The following is a 24,711-nucleotide window of genomic DNA, read 5'->3' as shown; positions in this document are numbered from 1 at the left end:
AGGGCACGAACTGCCCCACCGAGACGCGTGGTCCGGCGAGACCTTTATCAAGACCGAATCCGACCCGGAGGAAGCATGACTGACATCGACCTCACCCCCATGAACGAGGCCACCGCCCGCGCCCTGTTCGCCGAAGACCTCGCCGAGCAGTGCATCCGCCGGCAACCCCAGGAGTCAGCAGAAAAGGCGGCGGCGGCCCGCATCTGGCTCCGCGAGTACGCGCTGAACAGATGGGACACCGGCACCGTCAACCAAGACACGGTCTACCGCTACCGAGAGCTCGCGCTCGCGGCGACGCTCACCACGTGGAAGGACGTGGCACGGCAGGCGTGGGACCACTGCGCCGACCAGCTCGACGCCTCGTCCGGGCTGATGAACGCCTCCGAGCTGAAGGACGCCAACCCCTACGGGGAGGGGACCCGATGACGACGATCAGTGTTGACGGCCAGCAGCTGGCCCATGCGATCAAGGCCGTGCACCCGCATGTGCCGAAGCTCAAGGACAACGTCGAGGGCTCGTGCATGCACTTCCACATCACGCCCACAGCTGAGTTGCTGGTATCCGCCCACGGGGGCGGCACCGGTGCGGCCGCGGTCGTGCCGATCTTCGCCGACGACTGGGACGGGGAGGTCACCGACTTCCAGCTGTTCAAGGACGACGCGCCGAAGGTGCCGGCCGTGCTCTCCCCCCGGGAGGAGACCGTCATCGAGATCACGATCACCCATGACGTGAAGCGCCTGCCCCAGGAGTTCAACACCAAGACCGGGGAGGCCCTGCCGATCAAGACGGAGCGGCGCACCGAGGTCGAGTTCGTGGAGGCCGACCAGCTGTTCGGCGGACGCCGCCTGCGCATGGGCGGGATCGACGGCCGCCAGTACGCCCCGGACCGCATGTGGGCCCGGCTCCGCGACTCGACCCTGATCGCGTCTTCGATCGTGGACCTCAAAACCGACCCGGACCTGCTGGCCCGTTTCAAGACCGCGGCCCGGCTATACGAGGAGTCAGCCGAGTTCCGGGCCGCCGGCGGTGCCGAGCTCTACGTGCAGATCGGCAGCTACTTCATGGGCTACTGCTACGGCTCCCCGGTGGACACCCCGCTCGAGGGCGCCCCGGGAAGCTCTTGGCACCCCCGCCTCGAGGCGGTGCTCACCGCCTCCACCGAGTCCGCCGCCTCCAGCTTCCTCAAGGACGGCGCCGGATTCGTCTCCGGCGAGGACGGCGCACGCTCATGGCTCGCCGAGGCATTCGAGTCCCCCGCCATGAAGGAGATCGTCGACGACCTGGCCAACAAGGGCACGACCGTGAGCATCCTCCACCCCACCGTGACCAAGCTCTCCGACCCGGAGCCCGACCTCATCCGCAAGGCCGCAGAGCTCGTCATCACCACCCAGTTCGGATCCGTGTCCATGCTCCAGCGCAAGCTGCGCATCGGCTTCGCCCGAGCCGTCCGACTTGCCGACCAACTCGAAGACCACGGCATCCTCGGCGCCTCCGAGAACGGCAAGAGCCGCGAGGTCCTCATCCCCACTGAAGGCCTCGACGACGCGCTCGCGGCCCTCCCCACGGACAAGGAGTCCTGATCATGAGCACTCAGACCATCACCGCCGGCCAGCTGAACCATGAGCACCTGGAGAAGCTCCTCACCATCGAAGGTTCCCAAGCCGGAGAGAAGGGCCAGGCCCTCACGATGACGATCGACCAGGTCGCCCACGCTGGTCGAGGCGTGACCGTCTACGGCATGTGCCTCGGCGAGAGCACGCAGAGGGTGCTCGCCCCCTCGAAGGCGATTGTCCTCACGGACGCACCGACCACCGAGGAGTCCTGACCATGCGCATCCTCGGACATCTCCTGCTCTGCGCCTCCGTGCTCGCGCTCCTCTCGGCCATCTGGGTGGCCGAGTACCGGTGGCAGAGCGCAGCGTCCGCCGTGGTGCTGCTCCTCGTGGGCGCCGCCGTGCTCGGACAGATCGACAAGACCACCACCCGGAAGGACTCCTGATGGAACTCGTGAAGCACCTGCAGCTCCCGGACGGGACGTGCATCTGCCACTCGGATCACCGGGTGGCCGAGGTACGGCGGGCGGCCCGCGCCCCGATCTGCCCGGAGTGCCGTTCCGGGAAGCACGACAACTGCGACGGCGAGGCACTCAACGAGGCCACGGACGAGATCGTCCCCTGCACCTGCCCGCCCGCCTTCCACCCGAAAGGATCCCGGCCATGACCCAGTCGCACGAACCGATGGACGTGCACTACCACGTCGAACGCGACCCCAAGGGAGGGACCTGGACTACCCCGGTGCCCCTGATGAACTACGACTGGTCTGACCTGGACAAGCTCCGCTGGCACGCCGGGTGTCTGAAGGCCGCCACCGGGGTCACCGTCAACATCGTCACCGACGTCCGGACCGATCTCATCACCGGCCGCACCTTCCCCGGCGAGTACGGCTACAGCGTGGGCAGCTACTCCGGCGGCGCCTACAGCTACGACAAGATGTGGGCCTGGATCAACGGAGTCCGCACCGGCCACGCGCTCGCGACCGAGGGCGGTGGCGCATGATCCCCGTCGACCAGGACATCCTCGCGGCCAACGACGATGGCACGGACGCCAACGGTGTCCCCGGGAACTGCTATCAGGCGTGCCTGGCGTCCATCGTCGAGAAGCCCCTGGCGAACGTCCCTCACATCGTCTCCCTCCCCGGGGACTGGTGGATCAACGTCCAGGCATGGGCGCACCACGAGGGCCTGATGCACACCTTCCTCACCGCTGACGACGAGGACCGGTTGACCGCCATCCGCCGGGCCGGGGACGTGCTCGGCATCATCGGCGCCGGCCCTTCCCCGCGCGGCCCGTTCCTGCACGCTGTGGTCCTCGACCCGGACACCCTGGGCCTCGCCCACGACCCGCACCCGTCCCGGAAGGGCCTCATCGAGACCCAGGCCATCGAGGTGATCTGGCGTCCTCATCGAGTGCCGCTCACGCACATCGATGCTCTCCCCGAGGGAGTCGCAGCATGAGCGCCCCCAAGCGGATCCCGCGCAAGCGCACGCAGGGTTGGCGCATGCCCGAGAACACCGTCTACGTCGGACGTGGAAGCCGCTGGGGCAACCCGTGGCGCGTCGAGGACGGCATGAGCCCCAACGGCGCCGTCTGGCGGTACCGCGACGCTGTGAACGGCCTCCTGCCCTTCACCACTGTGCCCAGCGCCGGAGAGATCCGGAGCCTGCTGGACGGCAAGGACCTCGCCTGCTGGTGCCCGCTCGACCAGCCCTGCCACGCAGACGTGCTCCTCGAAATCGCGAACGGCGGCCGGTCATGACCGCATACGGGGCGAACCCCGCACCCCACACGTGCGGGTATCCCATGGGGCCAGCATCGCGCCCCGACCAGGTGTGGCGCTGCTGGTGCGGCCAGGCCTGGCACGCCACCACCGCCAACGACGTCTTCACCGGTGGCCCGATCTACATCTGGGCCCGCGTCGGCTGGTGGAACCTCCGCGCCCGCCGCCGCCTCGCACGGCAGTCCAGGAGCACCGGATGAACCGCCCCCAGCTCATGGGCAACGGCGCTCGCCGCGATACCCCGGCTGGGCCCAGGGACTTCTCCCGGTCCCACTCGGCCACGGCCGGGGTCGTGGCGGCCACGGAGGCCTACGCCGGTCGGCTCATCAGCATCGGCACCAAGGACGGCCCCGGCCTCGTCGTCCTGACCGGCGCCGAGATCTACTCCGATGCCGTGGTGCTGGCCTTCCGATACCGCGACGGCCGAACCAGCTCCCGGAGCCTGGACCCCGCCCCCACTGTCCTGATCCACCGCACCCGCTAGGAGACCCCTCAGATGCTCCCACCAGCACCATCCACCCACCGCCCTGACTCCGGCCTCACGGCTGTTGAGCGGGTCCCGGCCGCCTCCGTGGCGGCGACGGAGGTGGGTGCCTGATGTCGTGGGTGAGGCTCGGGGACGAATCCGGGATGCATGAGGTGGTGATGGCTCCTCTCAACTGGGAGGAGGCACCCTTGGATCGCGCGTGGGTGCTGTTCGGAGTCATGACCCGGGCAGTGACTTTCGTGGCGATGCACAAGGGCGACTACATCCTCACGCGTGCGAAGTTTATGCAGGCTGCCATGCCCGTCCCGTACTGGGATGAGCTGTGGGGCCAGGCGGTGCGCGCCGGGTACGGACACGAGGTGAAGCTCGAGGACGGCACCCGCGCGCTGAAGCTGGTTGAGGACAAGACGCTCTACCACATGATCAGCCGTGAGGCGAAGGAGGCGAACAACCAGCACCGCAACGACACCCGAAAGGCAGACGTACGGGCGCGGGTGAAGCAGCGCGACGGTGACAATTGCCGGTGGTGCGGGAAGGTGGTCGAGTTCAACGACCACCGATCCTCCCGGGCCGGCACCTATTCCGCCGTCAGTGACCTTCCTCCCGAGCACCTGGATCACCTGCACGGCAAGGACCCGAAGGGCAAGCCGGCGAAGCCGGACATGCTCGTCGTGTCCTGCGGCCCGTGCAACCAGTCCCGTCAGGACGACCGCGAAGGCTGGACCAAACAGCTGCGTCCCGTTCCAGATGAGCCGTTCTACAGCGTGGACACGGCGGCCTACATCAAGCGGCACCTCAACATCGACGTCGAACCGTCCGAGCACCGGACGAAGTACACGCTCACCGAGGCGCCCCCCGTGGTGACTCCACCGGACAGTGCTCCCTCCCCGGAGGTTGAGCACACCGGCGTAGAGCCCCACGGGCAGGTTTCCAGTTCCACTGCCCGTACTGAATCGGAAGCTCCGACGGAACCGGTTTTGCCGGGTCGGGTCGGGACGGGTCTGGAAGGGAAGGAAAGGGAAGGGCCGGGACTGGACGGGGGCGCGACTCCCCCACCCCCTCAGGAGAGCCGCCACGAGAACCCACCCACAGACCCACCACGCCCAGGTGACCACAAGCCTGGCAAGCGGAAGAGACCTCGTAGGAGGAAGAAGAAGTGACCACCGCCCGTGACTTCATGGACCAGCTAACTCTCAAGTGGTCTGAGGACCAGTTGCAGAACCACGTGCTCCAGCTCGCCACCGTCTTCGGCTGGCGCTTCCATCACGAGACCGACTCCCGGCGTTCCCGCCCCGGCTTCCCGGACCTCGTGCTCGTCCACCCGAAGCTCGGCCGTGTGCTCTGGCGTGAGCTGAAGTCCGAGCGCGGGCGCGTCCGCCCGGAGCAGCGCGAGTGGATCAACGACCTGCAAGCCGCCGAGGCCGACGCTGACATTTGGCGTCCCCGTGACGTCGTGTCCGGCCGCATCGAGAAGGAGCTCCGCCCATGATCACCGTCCCTGGCGTCTCGGACACCTGCGCCCACTGCGGCCTGCCCGCGCTGGGCTTCGCCACCGGCAACGCCGAGCGGCTGTGCCACGACGACGCCCGCGATTGCTACGAGCTCGTCACCGTCCACGACCACCCCACACCGTGCCGCTGCACCGAGGAGCAGTCATGACCGCCCGCGTACACCAGGACCCTCCGACGTACTCGAACGGCCAGCCTCTGAGGTCAGCTGTGGAGCTGCGCCCCTACGGGTGCACCTGCCGTGTCGTCCACAAGAGCGGGATGCACGAGGGCAAGCGCTACGACCGGGTCACGTACATCGAGCCTGACTGTCCCTTCCGCGATCGGCACCTCGGCCAGGTGAAGTCATGACGACGCCCACGGTCCTCATTTTCGCCGCGGTGGCCGGCACCGTGGTTGGCACGGCCGCCGGCGCTGTCCTTGCGTCTCGGGCCTGGACCGCTGCTTCCGGAGAGACCCGCCACCGCCCGAAGGAGTACCTGTCATGAGCACTGTCGAGAACCTCGCGGAGAAGTACCACGGGATGTACCGGTGGGAGTCCGATCCGGACAAGGACGGCGACACGGTACGTGCCACGAACTGCCGGTCTGGCCAGGTTGTTCTGACAACCGGCAGTGACAAGTCCACGACCAGCGCGCTCCTCTCCCGGGAAGAGGCGCAGGAGCTTGCCCTCGCTCTGCTGTACCTGATTGACGGCGAGCACCCTCAGCACCAGAACGAGACGGAGAACCACTGATGCCAGCGACCTGCCACTGCACCGCCCCGGCCACGATCGGGCAGCTCTGCACGGCCCATGCTTCGACCTTGCGGGAGGAGCTTCGGCGCAGCATCGAGATCCTGCGGGATCTCGATGTGAACATCACGAACCAGGCCAAGCAGGGAGGGAACAACGGGACCGGCGAGCGCATGGCGTTTGATGTCTCGGCGTCTGATGCACGTGAGGACGTGGTGGTGGTGCTCCGGTCGGCTGCTCAGCTGGCGGATCCTCAGGCGCGGTTTCGGTATGACGAGAGGCCGGCGCATCTGGTGGCGCGGGCCTGGCATCTGCCGGGGTTTCAGCAGTTGTGTCGGAGTCCGCAGGTGCACATCGTGGCGCAGGACCTTCATGATGCGTTGGTGGCGGCGGGTCGTGTGTTGGAGCCGGCGGAGGAGCGGCGGGTGCTGGGGGCGTGTGAGTGTGGGGAGTTCGTGGTCACGCGTCGGGATGAGGGGTTGGCGCGGTGTCGGCGGTGTGGGGCGGAGTACGACATCGAAGCGTGGGATGAGGGGCGGGCTCAGTTGGCGGTGGAGGCGCGGGGTCAGGTGGGGACGTTGCCTGAGCTGGCGGTGTTTTTGACGCGGTCGTTGAAGGTGCCTGTGACGGCGCGGACGTTGCAGCGGTGGGCGGCGAGGGAGGTGATTCGCCCGTTCGTGGAGGGGAAGCCCGCGCTGTATCGGATTGGGGACGTCTTGGATGCCTGGGAGGCCGAGAGAGAGCGTAGTGAGGGTCTGAGGGTCTGAATTGACCTGTGGGGCTGGCGCGCTTGTTGGAACGGCGTGTGTCGCGTAGGATCTGATTAGATCAGTTGAAGTGTCGGAGATGAGCGGTCCTCCGGCACTTCAACCATTTAATGACCCCCGCGAGGCGGCAACCTCCGGGGGCGTGGCGACCGTCGTTGGAGGACGATCACATGAGCAAGCCTACGTTAGAGGAACGGTTCTGGGCCAAGGTCGAGAAGACCAACGGTTGCTGGAACTGGACGGCGTCAAGAGTTCCGCAGGGGTACGGACAGTTCACTGTCCAAGGTGCTCCGCGTCGTGCGCATCGGGTGTCGTATGAAATGGCGTTCGGCCCCATCCCGAAAGGCATGGAGATCGACCACCTGTGCTTCAACACTTCCTGTGTGAATCCGAAGCACCTGCGTGTCGCAACGTCACAGCAGAATAAGCAGAACAGGTCCGGGCCTCAGCGGAACAACATCCACAGCGGTGTCCGCGGGGTCGGGAAGAACCGATCGGGATGGGTCGTGCGAATCGGCCACAACGGCAAGGTTCACTTTTTCGGGACCTATCCCACGATCGAAGAGGCAGAGCAGGTAGCAATTCGCGAGCGCGCGAGGCTATATGATCCGCTCCCCGCCATATCCATTTAGTCTCGGAAGGCCCCGGTTGAGCGCGTGAGCAGCTCCCGGGGCCTTCCTCATGCCCGGGTGCCGGTGCGGTGTGGGGAAGCGTCGCGCCGGCACTCGGCCCCACGGGAGGCAGTCATGAGCGAGCAACCCTTCCGGCCGCGCCCTCGTCCGACGTCGGGCGACGTCGCCAGAGCTGAGCAGGCTCGCGCCGAAGCGGCCTACGCGCGGTTCCCTCGGCGGGGCAACAACCCGTACATGGTGGGCCCGGAGCCGGAGCTCCGGACCTACGCGGATCCGACCGCGGACAAGGCCATCGCCAAGGTGGACCGTGAGCGGGGAGCGCGTTGGGGGTTGGGGCTGTGACTCGTGTCGAGGTGGTTCGGATCGATGGCGCCGAGGTGGACGTCGAGGTACCGGATGGTTACGCCGTGGCCCGGGCGATCATGATCGTGGAGTGCGAGCAGGTCGGTGAGAACGGTGAGCTGTTCTCCAAGCTCGGCTGGTTCTCGTCGTGGATGAGCAACACTGTGCGTCTCGGTATGGCAACGAGGGTGCAGCAGGACATCCTGCGTGAGGCGCTCGACGTGGACGACGGGGACTGAGCTGATGCCCAGGGCGTCGAAGGCGTGCGGTCACTTCGGGTGTCCGGTCAAGGTCGTCGGGGTGACGTACTGCGATGAGCACCGGCCCATGAACTGGCGAGGTGATCCGCGGACATCGACGGCCGAACACAAGGCGTGGCGTCGTGCGGTGCTCGATCGGGATCACTGGCGGTGTCGGCTGAAGTATCCGGGATGCTCAGGCAAGGCCACGCAGGCCGACCACAAGGTGGCGGTCGCGTTCGGCGGTGCACCGTTCGATGTGGCCAACGGCCAGGGCGCGTGTCCGCACTGCCACAAGATCAAGACGCAGGCGGAGTCCCGGGAGGGTAAGCGCCGGGCCGGGTACCAGTGAGGTTCCGGTGCGGTGACGGTGGTGGTGAGCAGGATGGCCCCCCGTCCACCCCCTCCCCCGGGCGTTCTTGCTCTCACGCCAAGGTTCGTGAAAAAGTGTTGGCTACGGTTCCCAGGATCGGATGCTCGTGGCCAGCGTAACCAGTGTTTGACAGGTGTTATCCGTTACAGTTCACGTCGGTGCTCTTTCTGATGACTTGTAACGGATAATCCGTCTGTTTATGCGGTGCTTGAGGTAGACTTGGGGCATGCCTAGGACCTGTGAACATTGCGGTGTCTCGATCCGTCTGCTTCGCGATGACGCACGGTTCTGTACGACCCGGTGCCGGGTCGCGGCGAAGCGCCAGCGCGACCGGGACTCCCGGTTGCCGGCAGAGATGACCGGCTCCCCGCAGTGGGTGCGCCGGGATCGGAAGAAGCGCCCGGTGCGCGCGGACAACGGCCGGTGGGCCTCGGTCACGGACCCGAGCAGTTGGTGCTCCTACGAGGAGGCGAAGCGCTCGCGGCGCGGCGTCGGACTCGGGTTCGTGCTGACCAGCGAGGACGAGATCTCCTGCATCGATCTGGATCACTGCATCACCGGCGGGGTACTGGACGAGAAGGCGCGCGCGCTGATCGAGGCGACACCGAACAAGTTGTTCGTGGAGGTGTCCCTGTCCGGGGAGGGTGTGCACGTATGGCACACCGGTGGCCCTGGCCGCGGTTCCCGCCGGCGGGAGAACGGCCTGCACGTCGAGCGGTATTCCCAAGGACGCTACATCGCCGTGACCGGCCGGAAGCTCGAGCTGTAGAGAGGAGACGCCATGCCGCAGGCGAAGAAGCACACTTCGGTGCGCGCTCGTGGGAACAAGGCCGCTACGGCGGCGGTGCTCCTGCCCGGGGCGGCTGCGGCGGAGACTCCCGAGCTGCCGGTGCGCCGCAACCTGGAAGGCGACGAGATCCCGTGGCAGGCGCAGACCTTGGAGTGGTGGGATGACCTGTGGGCGGCGCCGATGTCGGCGGAGTATCACTCCTCGGATAAGCACGCGTTGTTCGTGCTCGCCGCGCTCATGGACCAGTTCTGGGTCGCCCCGGATTCCAAGCTGGCCGGTGAGATCAGGTTGCAGCGCCAGGCGTTCGGCCTGACGCCCTACGACCGGCGGCGGCTGGAGTGGACGATCGAGACCGCGGAGGAAGCCAAGGACCGCGGCACCCGGCGCCGCGCTGGGTCTTCGACGTCGCGTCAGCCTGACGAGGGCGACGACCCGAGGCTGACGCTCGTGCAGTAGACCCCGAGAGGGAGGTCCCGTGGCGACGCTGATCGTGCCGCCGTTGGACCTGACCTATCCCACCCTGGGTCCGGCGGTCGCGGAGTTCATCGAGGAGCGGTGCGTCTACGGCCCCGGGTCGCTGGCCGGCCGCCCGGCGGTGGTCACCAAGGAGTTCCGCGCCCAGCTCTACCGGGCCTATGAGGTCTTCCCGCAGGGTCACGAGCTCGCCGGGCGCCGGCGCTTCCAGCGCGTGGCCCTGGAGGAGCGCAAGGGCACGGCAAAGACGGAGCGGGCTGCGTGGCTCGCCCTGTGCGAGCTGCACCCGGAGGCCCCGGTCCGGTGCGACGGGTTCGACGCCTACGGCAACCCGGTCGGGCGGCCGGTGGAGTTTCCCTACATCCCGATGATGGCCGTCTCCGAGGAGCAGGTCGCCGAGCTCGCGTTCGGTGTGCTGAAGTACGTGGCCGAGAACGGACCGGACGCGGACCTGTTCGACATCTCCCTGGAGCGGATCATCCGCCTGGGTTCCCGCGGCCAGGACAACGGCAAGGCCGTCCCGGTCTCCGGGTCCCCCGGCTCCCGTGACGGCGCGCTGACCACCTTCCAGCACTTCGACGAGCCCCACCGCCTCTACATGCCCCGTGTGCGCCACGCCCACGAGACGATGCAGCAGAACCTCGCCAAGCGCCCCCTGGAGGACCCCTGGGCGCTCTACACCTCCACCGCCGGTGCCGCCGGGCAGGGCTCCATCGAAGAGGACCTGCGCCACGAAGCCGAGGACATCCAGCAGGGCAAGGTCGAAGACCCCTCGCTGTTCTTCTTCGCCCGCTGGGCCGGTGAGACCCACGACGACCTCACCACCGTGGACAAGCGCGTGGCCGCGGTCGCCGAGGCCACCGGACCCACCGGGGAGTACGGGCCCGGACAGTTCCTGCGCATTGCCAAGGACTACGACCGCAAGGGCGCGGACAAGGCCTACTGGGAACGCGTCTACCTCAACCGTTGGCACTCCTCCGGATCGCAGGCCTTCAGCATCACCGCGATGCGGGAAAACGGGCTGCTCGTGCCCGGTCAGCGCATCGCGCGCGGCCGCCGGGTCACGGTCGGCTTCGACGGCGCTCGCCGGCGGGACTCGACCGGGTTCGTGATCACCGACGTGGAGACCGGCTTGCAGGAGCTCGTGGGTGCCTGGGAGCGGCCCGATGCGGTGCTCACACCGCAGCAGGCCGCGGACTGGGAGGTCCCGGAGGACGAGGTCACGCAGACCCTCGAGTGGATCATGTCCGAGTGGGACGTGCTGCTGTTCTACGGTGACCCGCCTTACTGGACGGACACGATGGGCAAGTGGGCCGGTGAGCACGAGGTCGTCCAGGAGTGGTGGACGAACCGCCACAAGGTCATGGCGTACTCGTTGCGCGCCTACGTGGAGGCCACCGAGACCGCCGCGGTCGCCTTCGGCGGCTCTGAGGAGCGTCACGACGACCTGGTGCGGCACCTTGGCAACTGCGGGAAGCAGGAGCTGCGGATCCTCGATGACCAGGGTCAGCCGCTGTGGATCATCGGCAAGCTCGAGGGCCGCCTGGAGAACAAGATGGATTTTGCGATGTGCTCGGTCCTGTCCTGGCAGGCCTGTCTGGACGCCCGCAAGGGCGGCGCCCTGAAGAAGCAGAACACCAACGTGCTCACCGTGCCTGTGCGGGTGCGCTGACATCGGGAGGGAGGTCCGCTCCGTGGCGATCGACACGTCCGAGCAGTACACCCCCGGGTGGTGGCTGGACCGGCTCTACCAGAAGCTCAAGGGCACCCGCAGCGCCCACCAGAAGCTCATGGACCGCTACGAGGGCAAGGGCCCCTCCCCCGCGCTGTCCTCGTCCCTGCCCAAGGCCGCCGAGACGTTCTACCGCAAGACGCGGCTGAACATGGCCGAGCTCGTCGTCGGTTCCATGCTCGAGCGGATGCGGGTCCGCGCGATTCGCACCTCCGTGTCCTCCGAGGCCTCCGACGAGACGGCGTGGACGATGTACCGGGCCAACGATCTGGACGTGTCCTTCCCCGATGCCCTGGAGCACGCCCTGGTCATGGGTGTGTCCTACCTGATCACCGGGATCCGCCCGGGCACCCCGATGGACCGGGATCTCACCGTCGAGGACATCCGTCTCACGTGGGAGGACCCGCGGCAGATGGTGTCCATCCAGCACGCCGAGGACCAGTCGGTGGTGCGCGCCGCCGCCCGGTTCCTGCACGACTCCGAGGCCGGCCAGGACGTGGCCTACCTGTGGATCGCCGGGCGCCTGTGGCGGGCCACCGCCCCGCGCACGACGAACCGGAAGATGGTCTACTTCAACCCCTCCGAGTGGGAGTGGGACGACCCCGACGGGCTGGCCCTGCCCGGCGACGTGCGGGTGCCGGTGGTGCGGCTGCGCAACCGCCGCGGCGTCGGGGAGTTCGAGCGCCACACCGACCTGCTGGACCGGATCGACCACATGATCCTCCAGCGCATGGTCATCGCCACCATGCAGGCCTTCCGTCAGCGCGCGGTCAAGGGCGACCTACCCAACACCTACCCGGACAACCACCCGCGCGCCGGCCAGGAGATCAACTACGACGAGCTGTTCGAGTCCGATCCCGGAGCGATGTGGCTGCTCCCGGCCTCGGCCGAGATCTGGGAGTCCGGGCAGGTCGACCTCTCCGGGATCCTCAACGCGGTCAAGGACGACGTGCGCAACCTCGCCGCCGTCACCCGCCGGCCGCTGAACGTGCTCTCCCCGGAGGGCGCGAACCAGTCCGCCGAGGGCGCGGCCTTGACCCGTGAGGGCCTCACCTTCGCCACCGAGGACCGTGAGATGCGCTTCGGCAGGGACCTGGCCCGAGCGATCGCCTACGGGTTCCGGATGATGGGCGACGACCAGCGCGGAGACCTCACCAACCTGTCCGTGGAGTGGATGCCGGTCGAGCGGTGGCCGCTGACCACCAAGGCGTCTTCCGCCCAGCAGGCCAAGGCCGCCGGCATGTCTAAGCGCTGGATCCTGGAGAACTGCTGGCAGGCCACCCCGGAGCAGATCCAACGTGAGATGTCCGCGGCCCTCGACGACTTCATGATGGGCGTCGATCCCAACGCCGCGGCCGCGCTCGCGGCCTCCGCGCCGGCACCGCAGCCCGTCCCAGCAGGGGATCCGGCACCGCAGTAGCACCGACCAGGGCGTGGAGGTGAATGATGGACGCCGCCACCGTGCTCGCCCTCGTCGACGCGCACACCGCCCAGAGCGAGGCAATTCAGAACCGGGTGGAGTCCCTGGCGCTGCCCACCGTCGAGGAGTTCGAGCAGTGGTACAGCCGGGAGGCGATCACCGCGATGACCGCCTCGATCGTCGCGGCGGTCGAGGCCGGTCAGCGGCAGAGCGCCGCTCTCACCGATGCCTACATCGCCCGGGTGCTCTCCGAGATGCTCACCGAGGACGTGGCCCCGCTCGGGGCGACCATCGACCCCGCACAGCTGCGACAGGGCATCACCCACCAGGGCGTCTATGGGCGCCTGGCCGATCAGTACCGCTACCAGACGGCCCTACGGGTCGCCGCACCAGTGGTTGCGGCCGCCGTGCTCACCCGGGCGCAGACCATGATCCGCACCGACTTGCAGCTGGCCCGCACCCATCAAGCACGACGCTCGCTGGGCGGGGACGCCCCCGCGGGGCGGCGCTTCGGCCGCGGCGGCCGCATTCAGGGCTACCGGCGGGTGATCCGGCCTGAGCTGTCCAAGAACGGTGTCTGCGGGATCTGCCTGGCCGCCTCCGACCGGATCTACAGCATCGGGGACCTGCTGCCGATCCATCACGGGTGCGTCTGCGACGTCCTGCCGATCGTCAATGGCAACGATCCCGGCCGCGACCTCAACGACGACGAGCTGAACCGGCTCTACGACGACGCCGGCACCACGGCCCGGGCCGGGCTGATCAAGCAGCGCTACGAGATCACCGAGCACGGCGAGATCGGCCCGCTGCTGGTCAACCCCAAGCACCGCCATCGTGGCCCCGACGACCTTCCCATGGCGCTCGACACGAGCACCGACTGACCCCCTGACACAGGAGGAACACCATGCACCGCACCACTGTTCTGCCCAGCCTCGTCCACCCCGCCTCCGGCATCGACCTGGCCGCCCCCGGCGGCGTGCAGGCCCTGCTCGACTTCCACCGGTGCACCTTCGGTGACGCCGTCATGGAGGGCAACGGGGACTCGGGTGCCGGCGGCGACACCGGAGGGTCCGGCACGGGCGCCTCCGGCGACACCGGAGCATCCGGCCTGGACGACAAGTCCGGTCAGAACACCGGCAACGCCCAGGACGGCAAGGACACCGGCAACGAGGACAAGGCCAAGGACGCCGACAAGGGGTTCCCGGCCGACACCCCGCTGGCGGAGATGACCGTCGAGCAGCGCGAGGCCTACTGGAAGGACAAGGCCCGCAAGCACGAGTCCACCGTGCGCTCGCGCGCGGACTACGACGACATCAAGTCCAAGGCCGAGAAGTGGGAAGAGCACGAGCGGCAGTCCGTGCCGGAGCGGGAGCGGGAGCTTCAGGACGCGGAGAAGCGTGGCCGGGACACCGCCGCGCAGGAAGCGGCGGCGAAGTACGGCCCGGCCCTGGTGCAGGCGACCTTCCAGGGGCTGCTGGCCGGGTCCCGGAAGCCCGAGGAGATCGCCGAGGCCCTGGACCCTCTGGACCTGAGCAAGTTCCTCAAGGACGACCTGACGGTCGACACCGACAAGGTGAAGAACTACGCCTCCCGGCTCGCCGGTGGCGGCAAGACCTGGCCTGACACAGGCACCGGAACCGGTGGCGAGGTGCCGACCCGCATGAGCGGGGCGGACATCGCCAAGAAGTATCTCTAAGCCTGTAGGAGGCAAAAGATGGGCGTCAATCCTCGACGCAAGAACTACGGCCGGGTGGATCGGCGGGCGCTGATCACCGAGCACGCCGTCGGTGACAGCCTCGGCTGCACCCTCAAGGCCGCCACCTGGGCCACCGCCCCGGGGGTGAGCGACGGCCTGGTGCCGGCGCTGTACCCGGTGACGGTGGGCGCTGACGGCATCGCGGCCCCGTTCGTGGTCGGCGACCAGGCGACCAAGCCGTTCTCCGGCTTCATCGTGGACCCGGTGGACACCACCAAGGGCGACGGTTCGGTCGGCTACATCTGGCACGGGACCATCGACGCGTCCCTGCTGCCTGTCGCGTTCGCCCCGGCCGGGGTCACCAGCGGCAACATCTCCAAGTTCGTGTTCGGCAAGGCCTGAGGAAGGGGCGACTGAAGATGGCGACTCTCGTCACTGAGTACTTCGAGCCGGTCGAACTGACCGATCTCTCCCGTGAGGTGCAGAACCAGCAGCGCCCCGCGGACACCGACTACCGGCTTCAGCGGCTGTACCTCCCCACGGAGTACACCTACGACGTCGAGTACCGGATCAAGGCCGGCGAGTCCGGCATCCCGTCCTCGGCGAAGTTTCGTTCCTGGGACTCCGAGAACGCGATCGCGGCCCGCCCGGGCTTCGAGACGGTCACCGGTGAGCTGCTGCCCCTGGGCCTGCGGCACTTCATCACCGAGTTCGACCGGCTCAAGATGCGCCGGGCCGGGGAGGACGCGTTCCGCGCGGAGGTCGCCAAGGCCGCCCGCGACGTCACCATGGCCACGATCGTGCGCATCGAGCTCGCGGTCGCCCAGACCCTGATGACCGGGCGCACGACCCTGACCAACGAGCGGGGCGTCACCCAGGAGGCCGACTGGGGCCGCCCGGCCTCGCACACGGTCGCCGCGGGCACCCCGTGGACCTCGGCGACGTCCACCCCGCTGACGGACATCCGCAACTGGGTGGAGCTGTGGGACAACGACGGCACGATGGTGATGTCGAAGCAGACGTTCGCGCTGCTGGCCACCAACGAGCAGTTCCGCAAGCTCGCCTCGGTCAACCAGGTCGGCACCCCCGACTTCGTGACCAACGAGTTCGTGAACCGGGTGCTGGAGGCCAACGGTCTGCCGGCCGTGGAGATCTACGACGCGAAGTACCTCAACGACGCGTTCGTGGAGACACGGGTGCTGCCCAAGGGCAAGATCCTGTTCGTGCCCTCCGCGGGCTCCAAGGCCGCCGGCGCCACCGTCTTCGGTGTCCCGGCCGAGGCCCTGGACCCCAAGTACGGCATCGAAGAGACGGACCGCCCCGGCATCCTGGCGGCGCACTACGAGAACGAGCACCCCAAGCAGACCTGGGTCAACGCGGCCGCGGTCGCGTTCCCGGTCCTGGCCAACCCGCGCAAGACCATGGCGGCGACGGTCATCTGATGAAGGTGACGGCGACAGTGGTGCTGCGCCGCCCTTCGGACTCTGAGCTGGTCGTGCTGACCGCCGGCCAGGAGCTCCCCGAGTGGGCCACCGACATGGTGACCCACCCGGGACTTCTGGCCGGCAGCGCCCCCGCAGAGCCCGAGGTGCCGCCCGCACCCGACGACAAGACCACCGAGCCCGAGGCCCCGCCCGCCGACCCGGAGACCACCGAGGACGAACCCCCGGTAATCGACGAGGTCGACGGCGACGAGCTCGCCACCGGCCCCGAGGTCGAGACCCGCCAGGACGACGCCCCGGCCGAGACCGGCACGGTCTCCGGCGAGACCCCCTCCGGGGAGTGGACGCTGCGCCGCCTGCGCGAGTACGCCCAGGCCCACGGTGTGGACCTCGGTGAGGCCCGCTCCAAGGCCGATGTCCTCGACGCGCTGAGCAAGTAGGAGAGGGGGCCGCCATGGCCGAGACCGTCTACGGAACTACCGCCGGGCTGGAGGCCATGTGGCGGCCCCTCAGCGCCCAGGAGATCACCAACGCCACGACCTTGCTCGAGGTGGTCTCCGGCATTTTCCGGGCCCGCGTTCCCGACTTGGAGGCCCTGGTGGCCTCTGGGGCGGTGAACGCGGCCCTGGTGGCCTTCTCCGCCCAGCAAGTCGTGAAGCGTGTGCTCATGAACCCGGAGGGCTTCAAGCAGCTCTCCGACACCACCGGCCCCTTCTCGGGTGGCGGAACCTACGACCAGTCCGTGGCCGGGGTGAACCTCTACGTCTCCGACGGGGACCTCAAGCTCTTCCTGCCCTCCTATGGGTCGTCCTTCACCGTGGGAACCATCAGGATCCGACCAGGACTGGGGATGGCATGAGCCGGCCCATCACCGCCACCATCGGGGTGCGCAGGCTGTTGAAGTCCGTCGGCCGCGATGCCCACGGCAATAAGAGCCGACGCCACGAGGATCCGGTGCCAATGGAGGTCTACGCGATCTACCCCACCGGCTCGACCGAACCCGACGAACAGGGCCGCCGCCCGGTGGTCACCGGCCAGACCGTGCTCGCCCCGATCAGCGCCAAGGGCAAGATCGGCGCCCACGACCTGGTCCAGCTGCCCGACGGGCTGACCTACGAGGTCGTCGGCCGCCCGCGCGTGTGGGAGAACAACCCGCACGCACACACGCGCCGCAACGAAGGCGTGCAGATCGAAATCGAACTTTCGGAGGGATGACCATGGCCAAGATCACCCTGGGCAAGCTCAACCGCCGCGCTGTGGAACAGATCCTCAAGCATCCCACCACCCGGGCCGAGATGCTGCGCCGGGCGCAGATCGTGGCCCGCGCCGCCGGGCCCGGCTACAAGGCCTCTGCCATCACCGGACGTTCCCGCGCCCGCGCATCGGTCATCACCACTACTGCCCGGGCCGTGCGGGACAACAGCAGGAATCAGACCCTGCTCAAGAGCATCGGGCGAGCACGATGAGCGTCGTCTACGACGCCCCCGGGGAGAAGATCGACGCCATCGTCGAAGTCCCCCGCGACGTGGAGGCCGACGTCGTGGCGCACTTCCGGGCCAACGAGCTGCCGGCCCAGACCGAGATCGACGACGAACGCGCCCCCGGCATGGTCCGCGTCACCCGTACCGGCGGGGAGCTGAGCAACTTCGTCCAGGACGTCCCGCAGATCCTCATCGAGACCTGGGAGAAGAACTCCGTGGCCTCCTGGGCTCTCGCCCAGCGCGCCTGGGCACTGCTCGCCCTGGCCTCCGCCCGCCAGCAGATCAACGGCGTGGAGCTCTACGACGTCGACCTCGGCGTGCCCTACACCCTCGACGACGACCTGGCCCCGGAACTGCACCGCCACCAGTTCCTCGCCGTGCTCACCGTCCCGCTGACCGAACTGACCCTCTCCGTGGAAGGAGCTCCCTCGTGAGCACCCCCAGCCGCAAGGCCCCGAAGTACACCACGCTCTACGACCCCAACCAGCCCGGGCGCTCACGCACTGTGCCCGAGGCCGACGCCAAGGCCTGGAAGGCCGCCGGTTGGACCGAGTCCCCAGCCCCGGCCAAGGACCCGGACACGGACGCCAAGTCCTCCTGATTCCGCCCCGCACGGACGAACCGCACCCCGCGCGCCGTCTGGCCCGACCCCGGGCCACCACAGACTCCTGACGAAGGGACACCACCATGGCAAACGCAGTGCGGGTCGGAGCACCGGCCAAGAGCGCTCGCACCACCGGAGGCCTGCTCTCCGGGCCCGAGGGCACTCCTCTGCCCACCGACGCCACCACCGATCTGGCCCCGGGCCTGGTCGGGCTCGGCCTGATTGGCAACGCCGGCCTGGCCGAGACGCCGTCGCGCTCCACCGAGGAGATCCGCGACTGGAACGGCGACATCGCCCGGACCGTGCAGTCCGAGCACGGCCTGACCGTGACATTCACGATCATCGAGCGGACCCTGCAGGCCCTGCGCGAGGTCCACGGCCAGGGCAACGTCACCGAGACCGTCGACGGCACCACCGGCGACACCCTGCGAGTGATCAAGTACAACTCCGAGGAGCTGCCCGTCCGCGTGTACGTCGCCGAGATGCGCGACCGCGGCGGGGTGCGGATCCGGAAGGTCTACCCGCTGGGCCAGATCACCGAGATCGCCGAGATCCCGCACGTGAAGAACGGCCCGATCCAGTACGAGTGCACGATGACCGCCTACCCCGACGAGGACGGCAACAACGAGTACGAGTACGAGCTGATCCCGGCCACCACGGCTCCCGCGCCCGCGGCCTGATCCACCCTCCTCCTGACGCCCCGCCGACAGCCCCTGTGGCCGCCGGCGGGGCGTCTCCCTGCACACCCCTGGCCTGGTCTTTTCCGTGGGGCGGTCCACCAGGCCAGGGGGCACGCCCCACCACGACCGCCCCGCCCAGCCCCACAGCTTCCAGAAAGGACCACCCCATGGCCCCGAAGAACACCGCCAAGACCACCGCCGAGAAGGCCGCCGAGGCCGGCGCCAAGCTCCCCACCGACCACCAGGAGGGCCAGGAGAAGCAGCGGCACGACCCGTCGGAGAAGTTCGTCTACACCTGCGACGCAGGCACCTTCACCCTGCCCTACATCGAGAACCTCACCCGCGGCTTCATCAAGGGCCTGAACAACCTCACCCGCCAGGTCCAGGCAGGGGAGCTGGAGGAGGACGCCGTCGACGAGTACCTCTTCGGCGGGCTGCTCGCCGAGGGCCAGTACGAGACGCTCGATGACATCTCGCTCTGGGACCAGGAGCAGCTGATGACGCAGTGGAACGAGCAGTCCGCGATGTCCCTGGGGGAATAACAGACCTCGCCGGGCTCCTCGAGGAGCACGGCGAGGCGATCGAGTTCGATCTGCTCTCCACCGGCGGCGGCTACCGGCTGCGCTGGCTCGACAGCGCGACGACCATGGCCGCCCGCGACTTCAACTGGCGCGACCTCTACGTGATCGTCGAGTTCGCCCCGCGATCCTCGGCCCTGGTGCTGTCCACGGACGGGTCCGAGGCCGTGGAATGGGACCTCACCCGGCACCTGCTGGCTTCCATGGCCGACGCCCTGAACTGGTTGCAGTGGGCCAAGACCGAAGAAGCACAGAAGCCCGGGGCGAACCCGCCGGAGCCGATCCAGCGTCCTGGGGTGCAGTCGACCAAGAAGCACTACGGCACCGGGGCCCTCGATGAGGACGACATGATCGAGTGGCTCGGCGACCGCTTCGCCCACCTGAAAACCGAATCGTGAGACCCGCACCCACACCGGGGTGCGGGTCTCACGCATCCCTGGGAGGTGCCGCGCATGGCCATCGAGCTGGTTCCGGCCTACGTGCCTCTCATGCCGTCGATGAAGGGCATCAAGTCGCACGTCGCCCGGGAGCTCAACAGCTCTGGGATCGCCTCGGTGGCCACCCAGTCCGGGCAGTCCATGGGCTCGCGCATGGCCTCCGGGCTGGGCTCCACCCTGAAGACCGGCGCGAAGGTCGCCGGCGCCGGTGTGGCGGCCGTGCTCGGCACCGCCCTGGTAAAGGGCTTCGGGCGCCTCTCGGCGATCGAGAACGCCGAGGCCAAGCTCAAGGGCCTGGGCAACTCCGGGGAGGCCACCGCCGAGATCATGGCCAACGCCCTCGCCTCGGTGAAGGGCACCGCCTTCGGCATGGACGAGGCCGCCACCACCGCGGCCTCCGCCGTGGCCGCCGGCATCAAGCCCGGCAAGGAGCTCACGGGATACCTCTCTCTCGTGGGCGACGCCGCCACCATCGGCGGGACCTCCCTGGCCGCGATGGGCTCGATCTTCAACAAGGTCGCCACCTCCGGCAAGGTCCAGGGCGACGTCTTCGCCCAGCTGGGCGACATCGGTATCCCCGTCGTGCAGCTGCTCTCCGAGGAGCTCGGCGTGGCCGCCGCCGACGTCTACAAGCTCGGCGCCGACGGCAAGATCTCTTCCGAGCAGTTCCTCTCCGCGATGTCCTCCATGGAGGGCGCAGCCCTGTCCTCCGGCAACACCACCACGGGCGCCTTCAAGAACATGGGTGCGGCCCTCGCGCGCCTGGGCGCAGGGCTGCTCAAGGGCGTCTACCCGGCCATCGGCCCCGTCTTCAACACCCTCACCTCCTGGCTCGACAAGGCCGAGGGCTACCTCACCCCGCTCGCGGAGGGACTCTCCGTCAAGGTCGGCGGCGCCCTGGCCACGGCCGGCGCGGCCGCGGTGCGCTTCATCACCCCGCTGCGCGACATCGGCAACCGCTCCATCCTCACCCCCGAGATCGTCGAGCGGATGGGCCTGTCCGAGAGCTCCCCACTGGGGAAGGGCATGAACGCCCTCATCGGCGGCCTCCGCGCCTTCTCCGCGGCCTGGCGCTACAACGACGGCGAGGTCACCTCGAGCGGCTTCCCCGGCTTCATGGAGCGCGCCGCCTACGCCCTGCGCCAGACCTGGGACGCCCTGCGCTCCCTGGACTTCTCCTCCTGGAACGCCTTCAAGACCTCCCTCGGCTCCTCCGGCGGGCAGATCGCCTCCGCGTTCTCCTCCATCGGGGACTCCCTCGTCACCCTGCGCCCGGCGATGTCCTCCTTCCTCACCTCCCTGCCGCAGCTGGGCGGGGCGGTCGGCACGATCGCCGTGGCCGGGATCTCCGCGCTCGCCACCGGTCTGTCCTTCCTCGCCCGCCACGTCGACACGATCATCCGATTCATGCCGGTCATCGTGGCCGGCTTCATCGCCTGGCGCGTGGCCTCCATGGCCCTGACCGCCTCCTCGCAGAAGCTGCAGTGGGCCCAGGTCGCCATGGCCCCGGTCCTGCTCGCCAACAACGTCCTGCGCCTGACCAACATCATCCTGGAAAACCGCCAGACCGCCGCCCGCCTGGCGCTCACGACCAGCACGACGGCCAACACCGGCGCCACGGTCGCCAACAACACCGCCCAGTCCGCCGGGGTGCTCACCCGCACCCGGGCCGTGGCCGGGCTCGTCGCCCAGCGCGTGGCCATCGTGGCCACCACCGTGGCCACCCGCGCCGCGGCCGCCGGCCAATGGCTGCTCAACGCCGCGATGACCGCGAACCCGATCGGGCTCGTCGTCGTCGCGCTCGCAGCCCTGGCCGGCGGGCTGGTGCTGGCCTGGAAGCACTCGGACACCTTCCGCTCCATCGTGATGGGCGCCTGGGAGGGCGTGAAGTCCGCGGCCTCCTCCGTCGCGTCCTGGTTCACGGGAACCGCGGTGCCGGCCTTCCAGACCGGGCTCTCGGCGGTCGGCTCGGCCTTCTCCTGGCTGAACACCCACGTGGTGCAGCCGGTCTGGACCGGGATCCGGATCGTGGTCTCCGTCGTCGTCGGCACCATCATGACGATCTTCGACGGGCTGGCATGGGTGGTGCGCAACACCCTGGGCCCGGCCTTCACCTGGCTCTACAACAACGCCATCCGACCGGCCTTCGACTGGGCCCGGGCCAAGGTCGAGGGTTTCCGGGCGTGGTTCGACGTGACCCGGATCAGGGTGCAGGGCTACCTGGCCGCCCTCGGCGTGAAGTTCGTCGGCCTCTACAACTCCTACGTGCGCCCGGTCTTCGACTGGACGCGCACCAAGATCGGCGACGTCCTCAACTGGTTCAACGTCAAGCGCCTGGAGCTGCAGATGCGGTTGCAGATGCTCGGGCTGAAGTTCCTGGTGCTCTACAACTCCCACGTGCGCCCGGTCTTCGACTGGACGCGCACCAAGATCGGCGACGTCCTCAACTGGTTCAACGTCAAGCGCCTGGAGATGCAGACCCGGCTCCACCTGCTGGGGCTGCGCTTCGTCGGGCTCTACCGGGAGCACGTGCGCCCGGTCTTCGACTGGATCCGCGACAAGATCACCGGCGTCTGGGACTGGGTCCGCACCAAGGCCTTCGACCCGATGACGAAGTTCGCCCGCCAGACCATCCCGAACGCCTTCCGAGCCGCCCAGGAGGGCGTCGGGAAGCAGTGGCAGAAGCTGCGCGACATCTTCCGCGGGCCGGTCGACTTCTTCGTGAACACGGTCTACAACAACGGGCTGCGCGCCAATATCAACACGGTGATGGAAAAGGTGGGCCTGGACGAGTCCAAACATCTGCCCAAGATGAACATGCCCAAGGGCTTCAAGGCCGGCGGGCGCACCGGGGGCAAGAGCAAGGACGAGATCCGCGGGCCGGTCCACGGCAAGGAGTTCGTGGTCAACGCCGCGCGCACCGAGGAACTGGACCGGAAGGCCCCGGGCCTGCTGGACGGCATCCACCGTCACGGCGCCAAGGCCCTGAGCATGCTCAACCCCGCCCACGCGGCACCGGGGGCGGCACTGCCCAGCTACGGCGGCATGGGCTCGTGGGTCGGCGCACCGCGCGATGCCATCTACCGCTCCGGCGTGCTCAACGTCGCCGGGTCGGCCCCGGGCTACGACATGACCGGGGCGATCAACATGCTCGACCGCGCCACCCGGGTCAAGGTCAAGCGCGGCCCCATGGCCGCCAACGGCGTGCACGTGCGCGCCGGCCACATGAACCAGTGGTGGGCCGGATACCAGGAGGGCCACAACGTCTACCTGAACAACTCCATCGCCGGCGGGATGCCCGTGCGCTCCAAGCGGGTCCTGCTCGCCCACGAGCTCGGCCACGCACTGGGCCTGCCGCACAACGCCCGCCAGCACGGGGGCAACGGCGCGGCGTCCATGATGAACTACGACAACATGTACGCCCACGCCTCCGTCACCGGCGCCGACGTCCGCGCGCTGTCGGCGATTTATGGGGGCAGCGGCTTCGCCAGCGGCGGCGGGGACGGCGGCGGCGGGCTGCTGGACGCCCTACTGAACCCCGTCAAGAAGCTCGTCGACGGGATCGCGGACAAGGTCATCGGCCGGTTCAAGGGCAACGTGATCGGCGACATGATCGGCGGCATGGCCAAGACGCTGGGCTCCGGGATCTGGGACTGGCTGGTCAAGCAGGCCACCTCCCTCGGCGGGCTCCTCGGCGGAGACGACACCAACGCCAAGGGCGCCGGCCTGTCCGTGGTGCCCAAGCTGCACGACAACGGCGGGGAGCTCACCCCGGGGCTGAACATCATCCAGAACCGCACCGGCAAGCCCGAGTCCGTGCTCAACCCCGAGCAGACCCGCACCTACAAGGCCGCGCTCGGCGTCCTGGCCCGCCAGGACCAGATGGGAGGTCCAACAGTGCTGCAGGTCGAGAACATGTTCGGCACGCCCAAGGGAATCGTCGAGGAGATGGACCGTAAGCAGCGCCGGGCCAACTACCAGGCCAACATCGGCGCGATCGGGAAGGTGGGCGCATGAGTGTTGTCTTCGCCTCCCCGGGCCTGGTCACCCCCGGGCCGATCTCGGGATCGGAACGGTTCAAGGGCCTGACCATGTCCTGGACCGGCTGGAACGGCCACGAGTTCCCGCTCACCGCGCGGCGCTCAGGGCTGATCCTGAAGAAGGACGGCGTCGAGGGCCTGGACACGCCCCCGTGGGAGGTCTACTCCCAGACCTCCCCCGGGGTGCACGGGTCCCGGGCCCGCGGCTGGCGAGCCCAGCCGCGGCCGGTCTTCTGGCCGATCATGCTCTACTCCGACACTTCCAGCGCGGACTGGCTCACCTGGGACCGGGCGTTCTGGAAGACCCTCCAGCCGCTCAAATACGGCACCTGGACCGTCGAGCACCCCATGACGCAGGAACGCCGCTACCTGCGGGCCCGCTTCGACGGGGAGCCGGCGGCCTTCCCGCTCAACCCGTTCCGCAAGGGATGGGCAAACTACGGGATCGCCCTGGTCGCCGACGAGGAGCCCTTCTGGCTCGGGGACCCGACCATCCGCCGCTTCGCCTCCGAGGCCCCGGAGGAGTTCTTCAACGACGGGGCCGCCCCCGTCTTCCGGATCTCCTCCGGGTCCTCCATGGCCCGGGCCAAGGTCACCAACACCGGCGACCTCGAGGCCTGGCCCACCTGGACGATCACCGGGCCGACCACCTCGGTCCGGGTCGGGCTCAACGGGCTGCAGATCGAGGTGCCCTTCAAGATCTTCGAGGGCCAGACCGTGGAGATCGACACCCGCCCGCACCAGCAGACCGCCATCCGTCGCACGGACACCGGCACCGAAGAGGTCACCCACCTCCTCGGCGCCGCCGAGTTCGTGGCCATCCCCGACGGGCAGAACATCTCCCTGGACCTCGAGGTGGTCGGCACCGGCGAGATCGTCTGCTCCTTCGAGCCGCGCTACCTCCGCGCCTGGTAGCAGGCG

At 68.6% G+C, this 24,711-nt stretch carries 39 protein-coding genes; all 39 read left to right on the top strand.

The features are described from left to right. Nucleotides 1-75: 75 nt before the first annotated feature. The 39 genes from CRM73_RS00305 (at nucleotide 76) to CRM73_RS00115 (ending at nucleotide 24,705) form a co-directional block, all read left to right on the top strand. Nucleotides 76-426 (top strand): hypothetical protein, encoded by a 351-nt coding sequence (locus CRM73_RS00305; RefSeq protein WP_229586330.1) that lies wholly within the window; start codon nucleotides 76-78, stop codon nucleotides 424-426. Next, nucleotides 423-1,580: a DNA translocase FtsK gene (locus CRM73_RS00300; protein WP_229586328.1), complete on the top strand. Its 1,158-nt coding sequence runs from the start codon at nucleotides 423-425 to the stop codon at nucleotides 1,578-1,580. Before CRM73_RS00305 ends, CRM73_RS00300 begins: the two co-directional genes overlap by 4 nt. A gap of 2 nt (nucleotides 1,581-1,582) precedes the next feature. Beyond that, entirely contained in the window at nucleotides 1,583-1,825 is a 243-nt protein-coding gene (locus tag CRM73_RS00295; protein WP_229586326.1) for a hypothetical protein, read from the top strand. Nucleotides 1,826-1,827: 2 nt separating this feature from the next. Then, nucleotides 1,828-1,998 carry a hypothetical protein gene (locus CRM73_RS00290; protein WP_229586324.1) on the top strand — a complete coding sequence of 57 codons (171 nt, stop codon included), beginning with the start codon at nucleotides 1,828-1,830 and terminating at the stop codon, nucleotides 1,996-1,998. Continuing rightward, nucleotides 1,998-2,219: a hypothetical protein gene (locus tag CRM73_RS00285; RefSeq protein ID WP_229586322.1), complete on the top strand. Its 222-nt coding sequence runs from the start codon at nucleotides 1,998-2,000 to the stop codon at nucleotides 2,217-2,219. The genes CRM73_RS00290 and CRM73_RS00285 overlap by 1 nt, the downstream gene beginning before the upstream one ends. Then, nucleotides 2,216-2,554, top strand: a complete 339-nt coding sequence (locus tag CRM73_RS00280) for a hypothetical protein (protein ID WP_229586320.1) — start codon at nucleotides 2,216-2,218, stop codon at nucleotides 2,552-2,554. Before CRM73_RS00285 ends, CRM73_RS00280 begins: the two co-directional genes overlap by 4 nt. After that, nucleotides 2,551-3,012: a hypothetical protein gene (locus tag CRM73_RS00275; protein WP_229586318.1), complete on the top strand. Its 462-nt coding sequence runs from the start codon at nucleotides 2,551-2,553 to the stop codon at nucleotides 3,010-3,012. The genes CRM73_RS00280 and CRM73_RS00275 overlap by 4 nt, the downstream gene beginning before the upstream one ends. Further along, nucleotides 3,009-3,314, top strand: coding sequence for a DUF4326 domain-containing protein (locus CRM73_RS00270; RefSeq protein ID WP_229586316.1), 306 nt, complete (start codon nucleotides 3,009-3,011; stop codon nucleotides 3,312-3,314). Before CRM73_RS00275 ends, CRM73_RS00270 begins: the two co-directional genes overlap by 4 nt. Nucleotides 3,315-3,358: 44 nt before the next feature. Continuing rightward, nucleotides 3,359-3,535 carry a hypothetical protein gene (locus tag CRM73_RS00265; RefSeq protein WP_229586314.1) on the top strand — a complete coding sequence of 59 codons (177 nt, stop codon included), beginning with the start codon at nucleotides 3,359-3,361 and terminating at the stop codon, nucleotides 3,533-3,535. Then, on the top strand, nucleotides 3,532-3,819 hold the full coding sequence (locus CRM73_RS00260; protein WP_229586312.1) for a hypothetical protein: 288 nt from the start codon (nucleotides 3,532-3,534) through the stop codon (nucleotides 3,817-3,819). Before CRM73_RS00265 ends, CRM73_RS00260 begins: the two co-directional genes overlap by 4 nt. Nucleotides 3,820-3,932: 113 nt before the next feature. After that, entirely contained in the window at nucleotides 3,933-4,982 is a 1,050-nt protein-coding gene (locus tag CRM73_RS00255) for a hypothetical protein (RefSeq protein WP_229586310.1), read from the top strand. After that, complete coding sequence (locus tag CRM73_RS00250; RefSeq protein WP_229586308.1) at nucleotides 4,979-5,311, top strand: VRR-NUC domain-containing protein; 333 nt, start codon at nucleotides 4,979-4,981, stop codon at nucleotides 5,309-5,311. Before CRM73_RS00255 ends, CRM73_RS00250 begins: the two co-directional genes overlap by 4 nt. After that, a complete protein-coding gene (locus CRM73_RS00245; RefSeq protein WP_229586306.1) occupies nucleotides 5,308-5,481 on the top strand; it encodes a hypothetical protein in 174 nt (57 codons plus the stop codon). The genes CRM73_RS00250 and CRM73_RS00245 overlap by 4 nt, the downstream gene beginning before the upstream one ends. Continuing rightward, complete coding sequence (locus tag CRM73_RS00240; RefSeq protein ID WP_229586304.1) at nucleotides 5,478-5,681, top strand: hypothetical protein; 204 nt, start codon at nucleotides 5,478-5,480, stop codon at nucleotides 5,679-5,681. Before CRM73_RS00245 ends, CRM73_RS00240 begins: the two co-directional genes overlap by 4 nt. A gap of 133 nt (nucleotides 5,682-5,814) precedes the next feature. Then, a complete protein-coding gene (locus CRM73_RS00235) occupies nucleotides 5,815-6,066 on the top strand; it encodes a hypothetical protein (RefSeq protein WP_229586302.1) in 252 nt (83 codons plus the stop codon). A gap of 68 nt (nucleotides 6,067-6,134) precedes the next feature. After that, entirely contained in the window at nucleotides 6,135-6,830 is a 696-nt protein-coding gene (locus CRM73_RS19795) for a hypothetical protein (protein WP_305067784.1), read from the top strand. A gap of 170 nt (nucleotides 6,831-7,000) precedes the next feature. After that, complete coding sequence (locus CRM73_RS00225; RefSeq protein ID WP_229586300.1) at nucleotides 7,001-7,462, top strand: HNH endonuclease signature motif containing protein; 462 nt, start codon at nucleotides 7,001-7,003, stop codon at nucleotides 7,460-7,462. Nucleotides 7,463-7,576: 114 nt separating this feature from the next. Next, nucleotides 7,577-7,804 (top strand): hypothetical protein, encoded by a 228-nt coding sequence (locus CRM73_RS00220; RefSeq protein WP_229586298.1) that lies wholly within the window; start codon nucleotides 7,577-7,579, stop codon nucleotides 7,802-7,804. Nucleotides 7,805-7,815: 11 nt separating this feature from the next. Beyond that, a complete protein-coding gene (locus CRM73_RS00215; RefSeq protein WP_229586296.1) occupies nucleotides 7,816-8,043 on the top strand; it encodes a hypothetical protein in 228 nt (75 codons plus the stop codon). Between the two features lie 88 nt (nucleotides 8,044-8,131). Further along, nucleotides 8,132-8,395 carry an HNH endonuclease signature motif containing protein gene (locus CRM73_RS00210; protein ID WP_229586294.1) on the top strand — a complete coding sequence of 88 codons (264 nt, stop codon included), beginning with the start codon at nucleotides 8,132-8,134 and terminating at the stop codon, nucleotides 8,393-8,395. A gap of 376 nt (nucleotides 8,396-8,771) precedes the next feature. Further along, on the top strand, nucleotides 8,772-9,185 hold the full coding sequence (locus CRM73_RS00205; RefSeq protein WP_229586292.1) for a hypothetical protein: 414 nt from the start codon (nucleotides 8,772-8,774) through the stop codon (nucleotides 9,183-9,185). Nucleotides 9,186-9,197: 12 nt separating this feature from the next. Continuing rightward, nucleotides 9,198-9,662, top strand: coding sequence for a hypothetical protein (locus tag CRM73_RS00200; RefSeq protein WP_229586290.1), 465 nt, complete (start codon nucleotides 9,198-9,200; stop codon nucleotides 9,660-9,662). 19 nt (nucleotides 9,663-9,681) lie between these two features. Beyond that, nucleotides 9,682-11,352 (top strand): hypothetical protein, encoded by a 1,671-nt coding sequence (locus tag CRM73_RS00195; protein WP_229586288.1) that lies wholly within the window; start codon nucleotides 9,682-9,684, stop codon nucleotides 11,350-11,352. Between the two features lie 22 nt (nucleotides 11,353-11,374). Beyond that, nucleotides 11,375-12,832 carry a phage portal protein gene (locus tag CRM73_RS00190; RefSeq protein ID WP_229586286.1) on the top strand — a complete coding sequence of 486 codons (1,458 nt, stop codon included), beginning with the start codon at nucleotides 11,375-11,377 and terminating at the stop codon, nucleotides 12,830-12,832. A 23-nt stretch (nucleotides 12,833-12,855) separates the two neighbouring features. Then, nucleotides 12,856-13,713 carry a hypothetical protein gene (locus CRM73_RS00185; protein ID WP_229586284.1) on the top strand — a complete coding sequence of 286 codons (858 nt, stop codon included), beginning with the start codon at nucleotides 12,856-12,858 and terminating at the stop codon, nucleotides 13,711-13,713. A gap of 23 nt (nucleotides 13,714-13,736) precedes the next feature. Next, nucleotides 13,737-14,528 carry a hypothetical protein gene (locus CRM73_RS00180; RefSeq protein ID WP_229586282.1) on the top strand — a complete coding sequence of 264 codons (792 nt, stop codon included), beginning with the start codon at nucleotides 13,737-13,739 and terminating at the stop codon, nucleotides 14,526-14,528. Nucleotides 14,529-14,546: 18 nt separating this feature from the next. Next, nucleotides 14,547-14,930 carry a hypothetical protein gene (locus CRM73_RS00175; protein ID WP_229586280.1) on the top strand — a complete coding sequence of 128 codons (384 nt, stop codon included), beginning with the start codon at nucleotides 14,547-14,549 and terminating at the stop codon, nucleotides 14,928-14,930. Between the two features lie 17 nt (nucleotides 14,931-14,947). Next, nucleotides 14,948-15,970 carry a major capsid protein gene (locus CRM73_RS00170; protein ID WP_229586278.1) on the top strand — a complete coding sequence of 341 codons (1,023 nt, stop codon included), beginning with the start codon at nucleotides 14,948-14,950 and terminating at the stop codon, nucleotides 15,968-15,970. Further along, a complete protein-coding gene (locus CRM73_RS00165) occupies nucleotides 15,970-16,410 on the top strand; it encodes a hypothetical protein (protein ID WP_229586276.1) in 441 nt (146 codons plus the stop codon). The genes CRM73_RS00170 and CRM73_RS00165 overlap by 1 nt, the downstream gene beginning before the upstream one ends. Before the next feature lie 14 nt (nucleotides 16,411-16,424). After that, the gene (locus tag CRM73_RS00160) at nucleotides 16,425-16,829 is read left to right on the top strand and encodes a Gp19/Gp15/Gp42 family protein (protein WP_229586274.1); all 405 of its coding nucleotides are present in this window, start codon (nucleotides 16,425-16,427) and stop codon (nucleotides 16,827-16,829) included. Continuing rightward, nucleotides 16,826-17,185 (top strand): hypothetical protein, encoded by a 360-nt coding sequence (locus tag CRM73_RS00155; protein ID WP_229586272.1) that lies wholly within the window; start codon nucleotides 16,826-16,828, stop codon nucleotides 17,183-17,185. The genes CRM73_RS00160 and CRM73_RS00155 overlap by 4 nt, the downstream gene beginning before the upstream one ends. A gap of 2 nt (nucleotides 17,186-17,187) precedes the next feature. Beyond that, nucleotides 17,188-17,436, top strand: coding sequence for a hypothetical protein (locus tag CRM73_RS00150; RefSeq protein ID WP_229586270.1), 249 nt, complete (start codon nucleotides 17,188-17,190; stop codon nucleotides 17,434-17,436). After that, the gene (locus CRM73_RS00145) at nucleotides 17,433-17,885 is read left to right on the top strand and encodes a hypothetical protein (RefSeq protein ID WP_229586268.1); all 453 of its coding nucleotides are present in this window, start codon (nucleotides 17,433-17,435) and stop codon (nucleotides 17,883-17,885) included. The genes CRM73_RS00150 and CRM73_RS00145 overlap by 4 nt, the downstream gene beginning before the upstream one ends. Then, nucleotides 17,882-18,052 carry a hypothetical protein gene (locus tag CRM73_RS00140; RefSeq protein WP_229586266.1) on the top strand — a complete coding sequence of 57 codons (171 nt, stop codon included), beginning with the start codon at nucleotides 17,882-17,884 and terminating at the stop codon, nucleotides 18,050-18,052. The genes CRM73_RS00145 and CRM73_RS00140 overlap by 4 nt, the downstream gene beginning before the upstream one ends. Nucleotides 18,053-18,138: 86 nt before the next feature. Further along, nucleotides 18,139-18,735: a hypothetical protein gene (locus tag CRM73_RS00135; RefSeq protein WP_229586264.1), complete on the top strand. Its 597-nt coding sequence runs from the start codon at nucleotides 18,139-18,141 to the stop codon at nucleotides 18,733-18,735. Between the two features lie 167 nt (nucleotides 18,736-18,902). Continuing rightward, nucleotides 18,903-19,277, top strand: coding sequence for a hypothetical protein (locus tag CRM73_RS00130; RefSeq protein WP_229586263.1), 375 nt, complete (start codon nucleotides 18,903-18,905; stop codon nucleotides 19,275-19,277). Beyond that, nucleotides 19,241-19,711: a DUF5361 domain-containing protein gene (locus CRM73_RS00125; RefSeq protein ID WP_229586261.1), complete on the top strand. Its 471-nt coding sequence runs from the start codon at nucleotides 19,241-19,243 to the stop codon at nucleotides 19,709-19,711. Before CRM73_RS00130 ends, CRM73_RS00125 begins: the two co-directional genes overlap by 37 nt. Before the next feature lie 54 nt (nucleotides 19,712-19,765). Next, a complete protein-coding gene (locus tag CRM73_RS00120; RefSeq protein WP_229586259.1) occupies nucleotides 19,766-23,767 on the top strand; it encodes a tape measure protein in 4,002 nt (1,333 codons plus the stop codon). Next, nucleotides 23,764-24,705 carry a phage tail domain-containing protein gene (locus CRM73_RS00115; RefSeq protein WP_229586257.1) on the top strand — a complete coding sequence of 314 codons (942 nt, stop codon included), beginning with the start codon at nucleotides 23,764-23,766 and terminating at the stop codon, nucleotides 24,703-24,705. The genes CRM73_RS00120 and CRM73_RS00115 overlap by 4 nt, the downstream gene beginning before the upstream one ends. Nucleotides 24,706-24,711: the final 6 nt, after the last annotated feature.

The organism is Kocuria sp. CCUG 69068, assembly GCF_020833785.1.
Taxonomy (GTDB): Bacteria; Actinomycetota; Actinomycetes; order Actinomycetales; family Micrococcaceae; genus Kocuria; species Kocuria rosea.
Note: the sequence above shows the minus strand (reverse complement) of the source record. Positions and strands in the feature narration are given on the sequence as shown.

Bases quoted from the DNA above. Each gene is read 5' to 3' on its own strand.
- CRM73_RS00305 (WP_229586330.1), top strand. From the start codon at position 76: ATGACTGACATCGACCTCACCCCCATGAACGAGGCCACCGCCCGCGCC.
- CRM73_RS00300 (WP_229586328.1), top strand. From the start codon at position 423: ATGACGACGATCAGTGTTGACGGCCAGCAGCTGGCCCATGCGATCAAG.
- CRM73_RS00295 (WP_229586326.1), top strand. From the start codon at position 1,583: ATGAGCACTCAGACCATCACCGCCGGCCAGCTGAACCATGAGCACCTG.
- CRM73_RS00290 (WP_229586324.1), top strand. From the start codon at position 1,828: ATGCGCATCCTCGGACATCTCCTGCTCTGCGCCTCCGTGCTCGCGCTC.
- CRM73_RS00285 (WP_229586322.1), top strand. From the start codon at position 1,998: ATGGAACTCGTGAAGCACCTGCAGCTCCCGGACGGGACGTGCATCTGC.
- CRM73_RS00280 (WP_229586320.1), top strand. From the start codon at position 2,216: ATGACCCAGTCGCACGAACCGATGGACGTGCACTACCACGTCGAACGC.
- CRM73_RS00275 (WP_229586318.1), top strand. From the start codon at position 2,551: ATGATCCCCGTCGACCAGGACATCCTCGCGGCCAACGACGATGGCACG.
- CRM73_RS00270 (WP_229586316.1), top strand. From the start codon at position 3,009: ATGAGCGCCCCCAAGCGGATCCCGCGCAAGCGCACGCAGGGTTGGCGC.
- CRM73_RS00265 (WP_229586314.1), top strand. From the start codon at position 3,359: ATGGGGCCAGCATCGCGCCCCGACCAGGTGTGGCGCTGCTGGTGCGGC.
- CRM73_RS00260 (WP_229586312.1), top strand. From the start codon at position 3,532: ATGAACCGCCCCCAGCTCATGGGCAACGGCGCTCGCCGCGATACCCCG.
- CRM73_RS00255 (WP_229586310.1), top strand. From the start codon at position 3,933: ATGTCGTGGGTGAGGCTCGGGGACGAATCCGGGATGCATGAGGTGGTG.
- CRM73_RS00245 (WP_229586306.1), top strand. From the start codon at position 5,308: ATGATCACCGTCCCTGGCGTCTCGGACACCTGCGCCCACTGCGGCCTG.
- CRM73_RS00240 (WP_229586304.1), top strand. From the start codon at position 5,478: ATGACCGCCCGCGTACACCAGGACCCTCCGACGTACTCGAACGGCCAG.
- CRM73_RS00235 (WP_229586302.1), top strand. From the start codon at position 5,815: ATGAGCACTGTCGAGAACCTCGCGGAGAAGTACCACGGGATGTACCGG.
- CRM73_RS00225 (WP_229586300.1), top strand. From the start codon at position 7,001: ATGAGCAAGCCTACGTTAGAGGAACGGTTCTGGGCCAAGGTCGAGAAG.
- CRM73_RS00220 (WP_229586298.1), top strand. From the start codon at position 7,577: ATGAGCGAGCAACCCTTCCGGCCGCGCCCTCGTCCGACGTCGGGCGAC.
- CRM73_RS00210 (WP_229586294.1), top strand. From the start codon at position 8,132: ATGAACTGGCGAGGTGATCCGCGGACATCGACGGCCGAACACAAGGCG.
- CRM73_RS00205 (WP_229586292.1), top strand. From the start codon at position 8,772: ATGACCGGCTCCCCGCAGTGGGTGCGCCGGGATCGGAAGAAGCGCCCG.
- CRM73_RS00200 (WP_229586290.1), top strand. From the start codon at position 9,198: ATGCCGCAGGCGAAGAAGCACACTTCGGTGCGCGCTCGTGGGAACAAG.
- CRM73_RS00185 (WP_229586284.1), top strand. From the start codon at position 12,856: ATGATGGACGCCGCCACCGTGCTCGCCCTCGTCGACGCGCACACCGCC.
- CRM73_RS00180 (WP_229586282.1), top strand. From the start codon at position 13,737: ATGCACCGCACCACTGTTCTGCCCAGCCTCGTCCACCCCGCCTCCGGC.
- CRM73_RS00175 (WP_229586280.1), top strand. From the start codon at position 14,547: ATGGGCGTCAATCCTCGACGCAAGAACTACGGCCGGGTGGATCGGCGG.
- CRM73_RS00170 (WP_229586278.1), top strand. From the start codon at position 14,948: ATGGCGACTCTCGTCACTGAGTACTTCGAGCCGGTCGAACTGACCGAT.
- CRM73_RS00165 (WP_229586276.1), top strand. From the start codon at position 15,970: ATGAAGGTGACGGCGACAGTGGTGCTGCGCCGCCCTTCGGACTCTGAG.
- CRM73_RS00160 (WP_229586274.1), top strand. From the start codon at position 16,425: ATGGCCGAGACCGTCTACGGAACTACCGCCGGGCTGGAGGCCATGTGG.
- CRM73_RS00155 (WP_229586272.1), top strand. From the start codon at position 16,826: ATGAGCCGGCCCATCACCGCCACCATCGGGGTGCGCAGGCTGTTGAAG.
- CRM73_RS00150 (WP_229586270.1), top strand. From the start codon at position 17,188: ATGGCCAAGATCACCCTGGGCAAGCTCAACCGCCGCGCTGTGGAACAG.
- CRM73_RS00145 (WP_229586268.1), top strand. From the start codon at position 17,433: ATGAGCGTCGTCTACGACGCCCCCGGGGAGAAGATCGACGCCATCGTC.
- CRM73_RS00135 (WP_229586264.1), top strand. From the start codon at position 18,139: ATGGCAAACGCAGTGCGGGTCGGAGCACCGGCCAAGAGCGCTCGCACC.
- CRM73_RS00130 (WP_229586263.1), top strand. From the start codon at position 18,903: ATGGCCCCGAAGAACACCGCCAAGACCACCGCCGAGAAGGCCGCCGAG.
- CRM73_RS00120 (WP_229586259.1), top strand. From the start codon at position 19,766: ATGGCCATCGAGCTGGTTCCGGCCTACGTGCCTCTCATGCCGTCGATG.
- CRM73_RS00115 (WP_229586257.1), top strand. From the start codon at position 23,764: ATGAGTGTTGTCTTCGCCTCCCCGGGCCTGGTCACCCCCGGGCCGATC.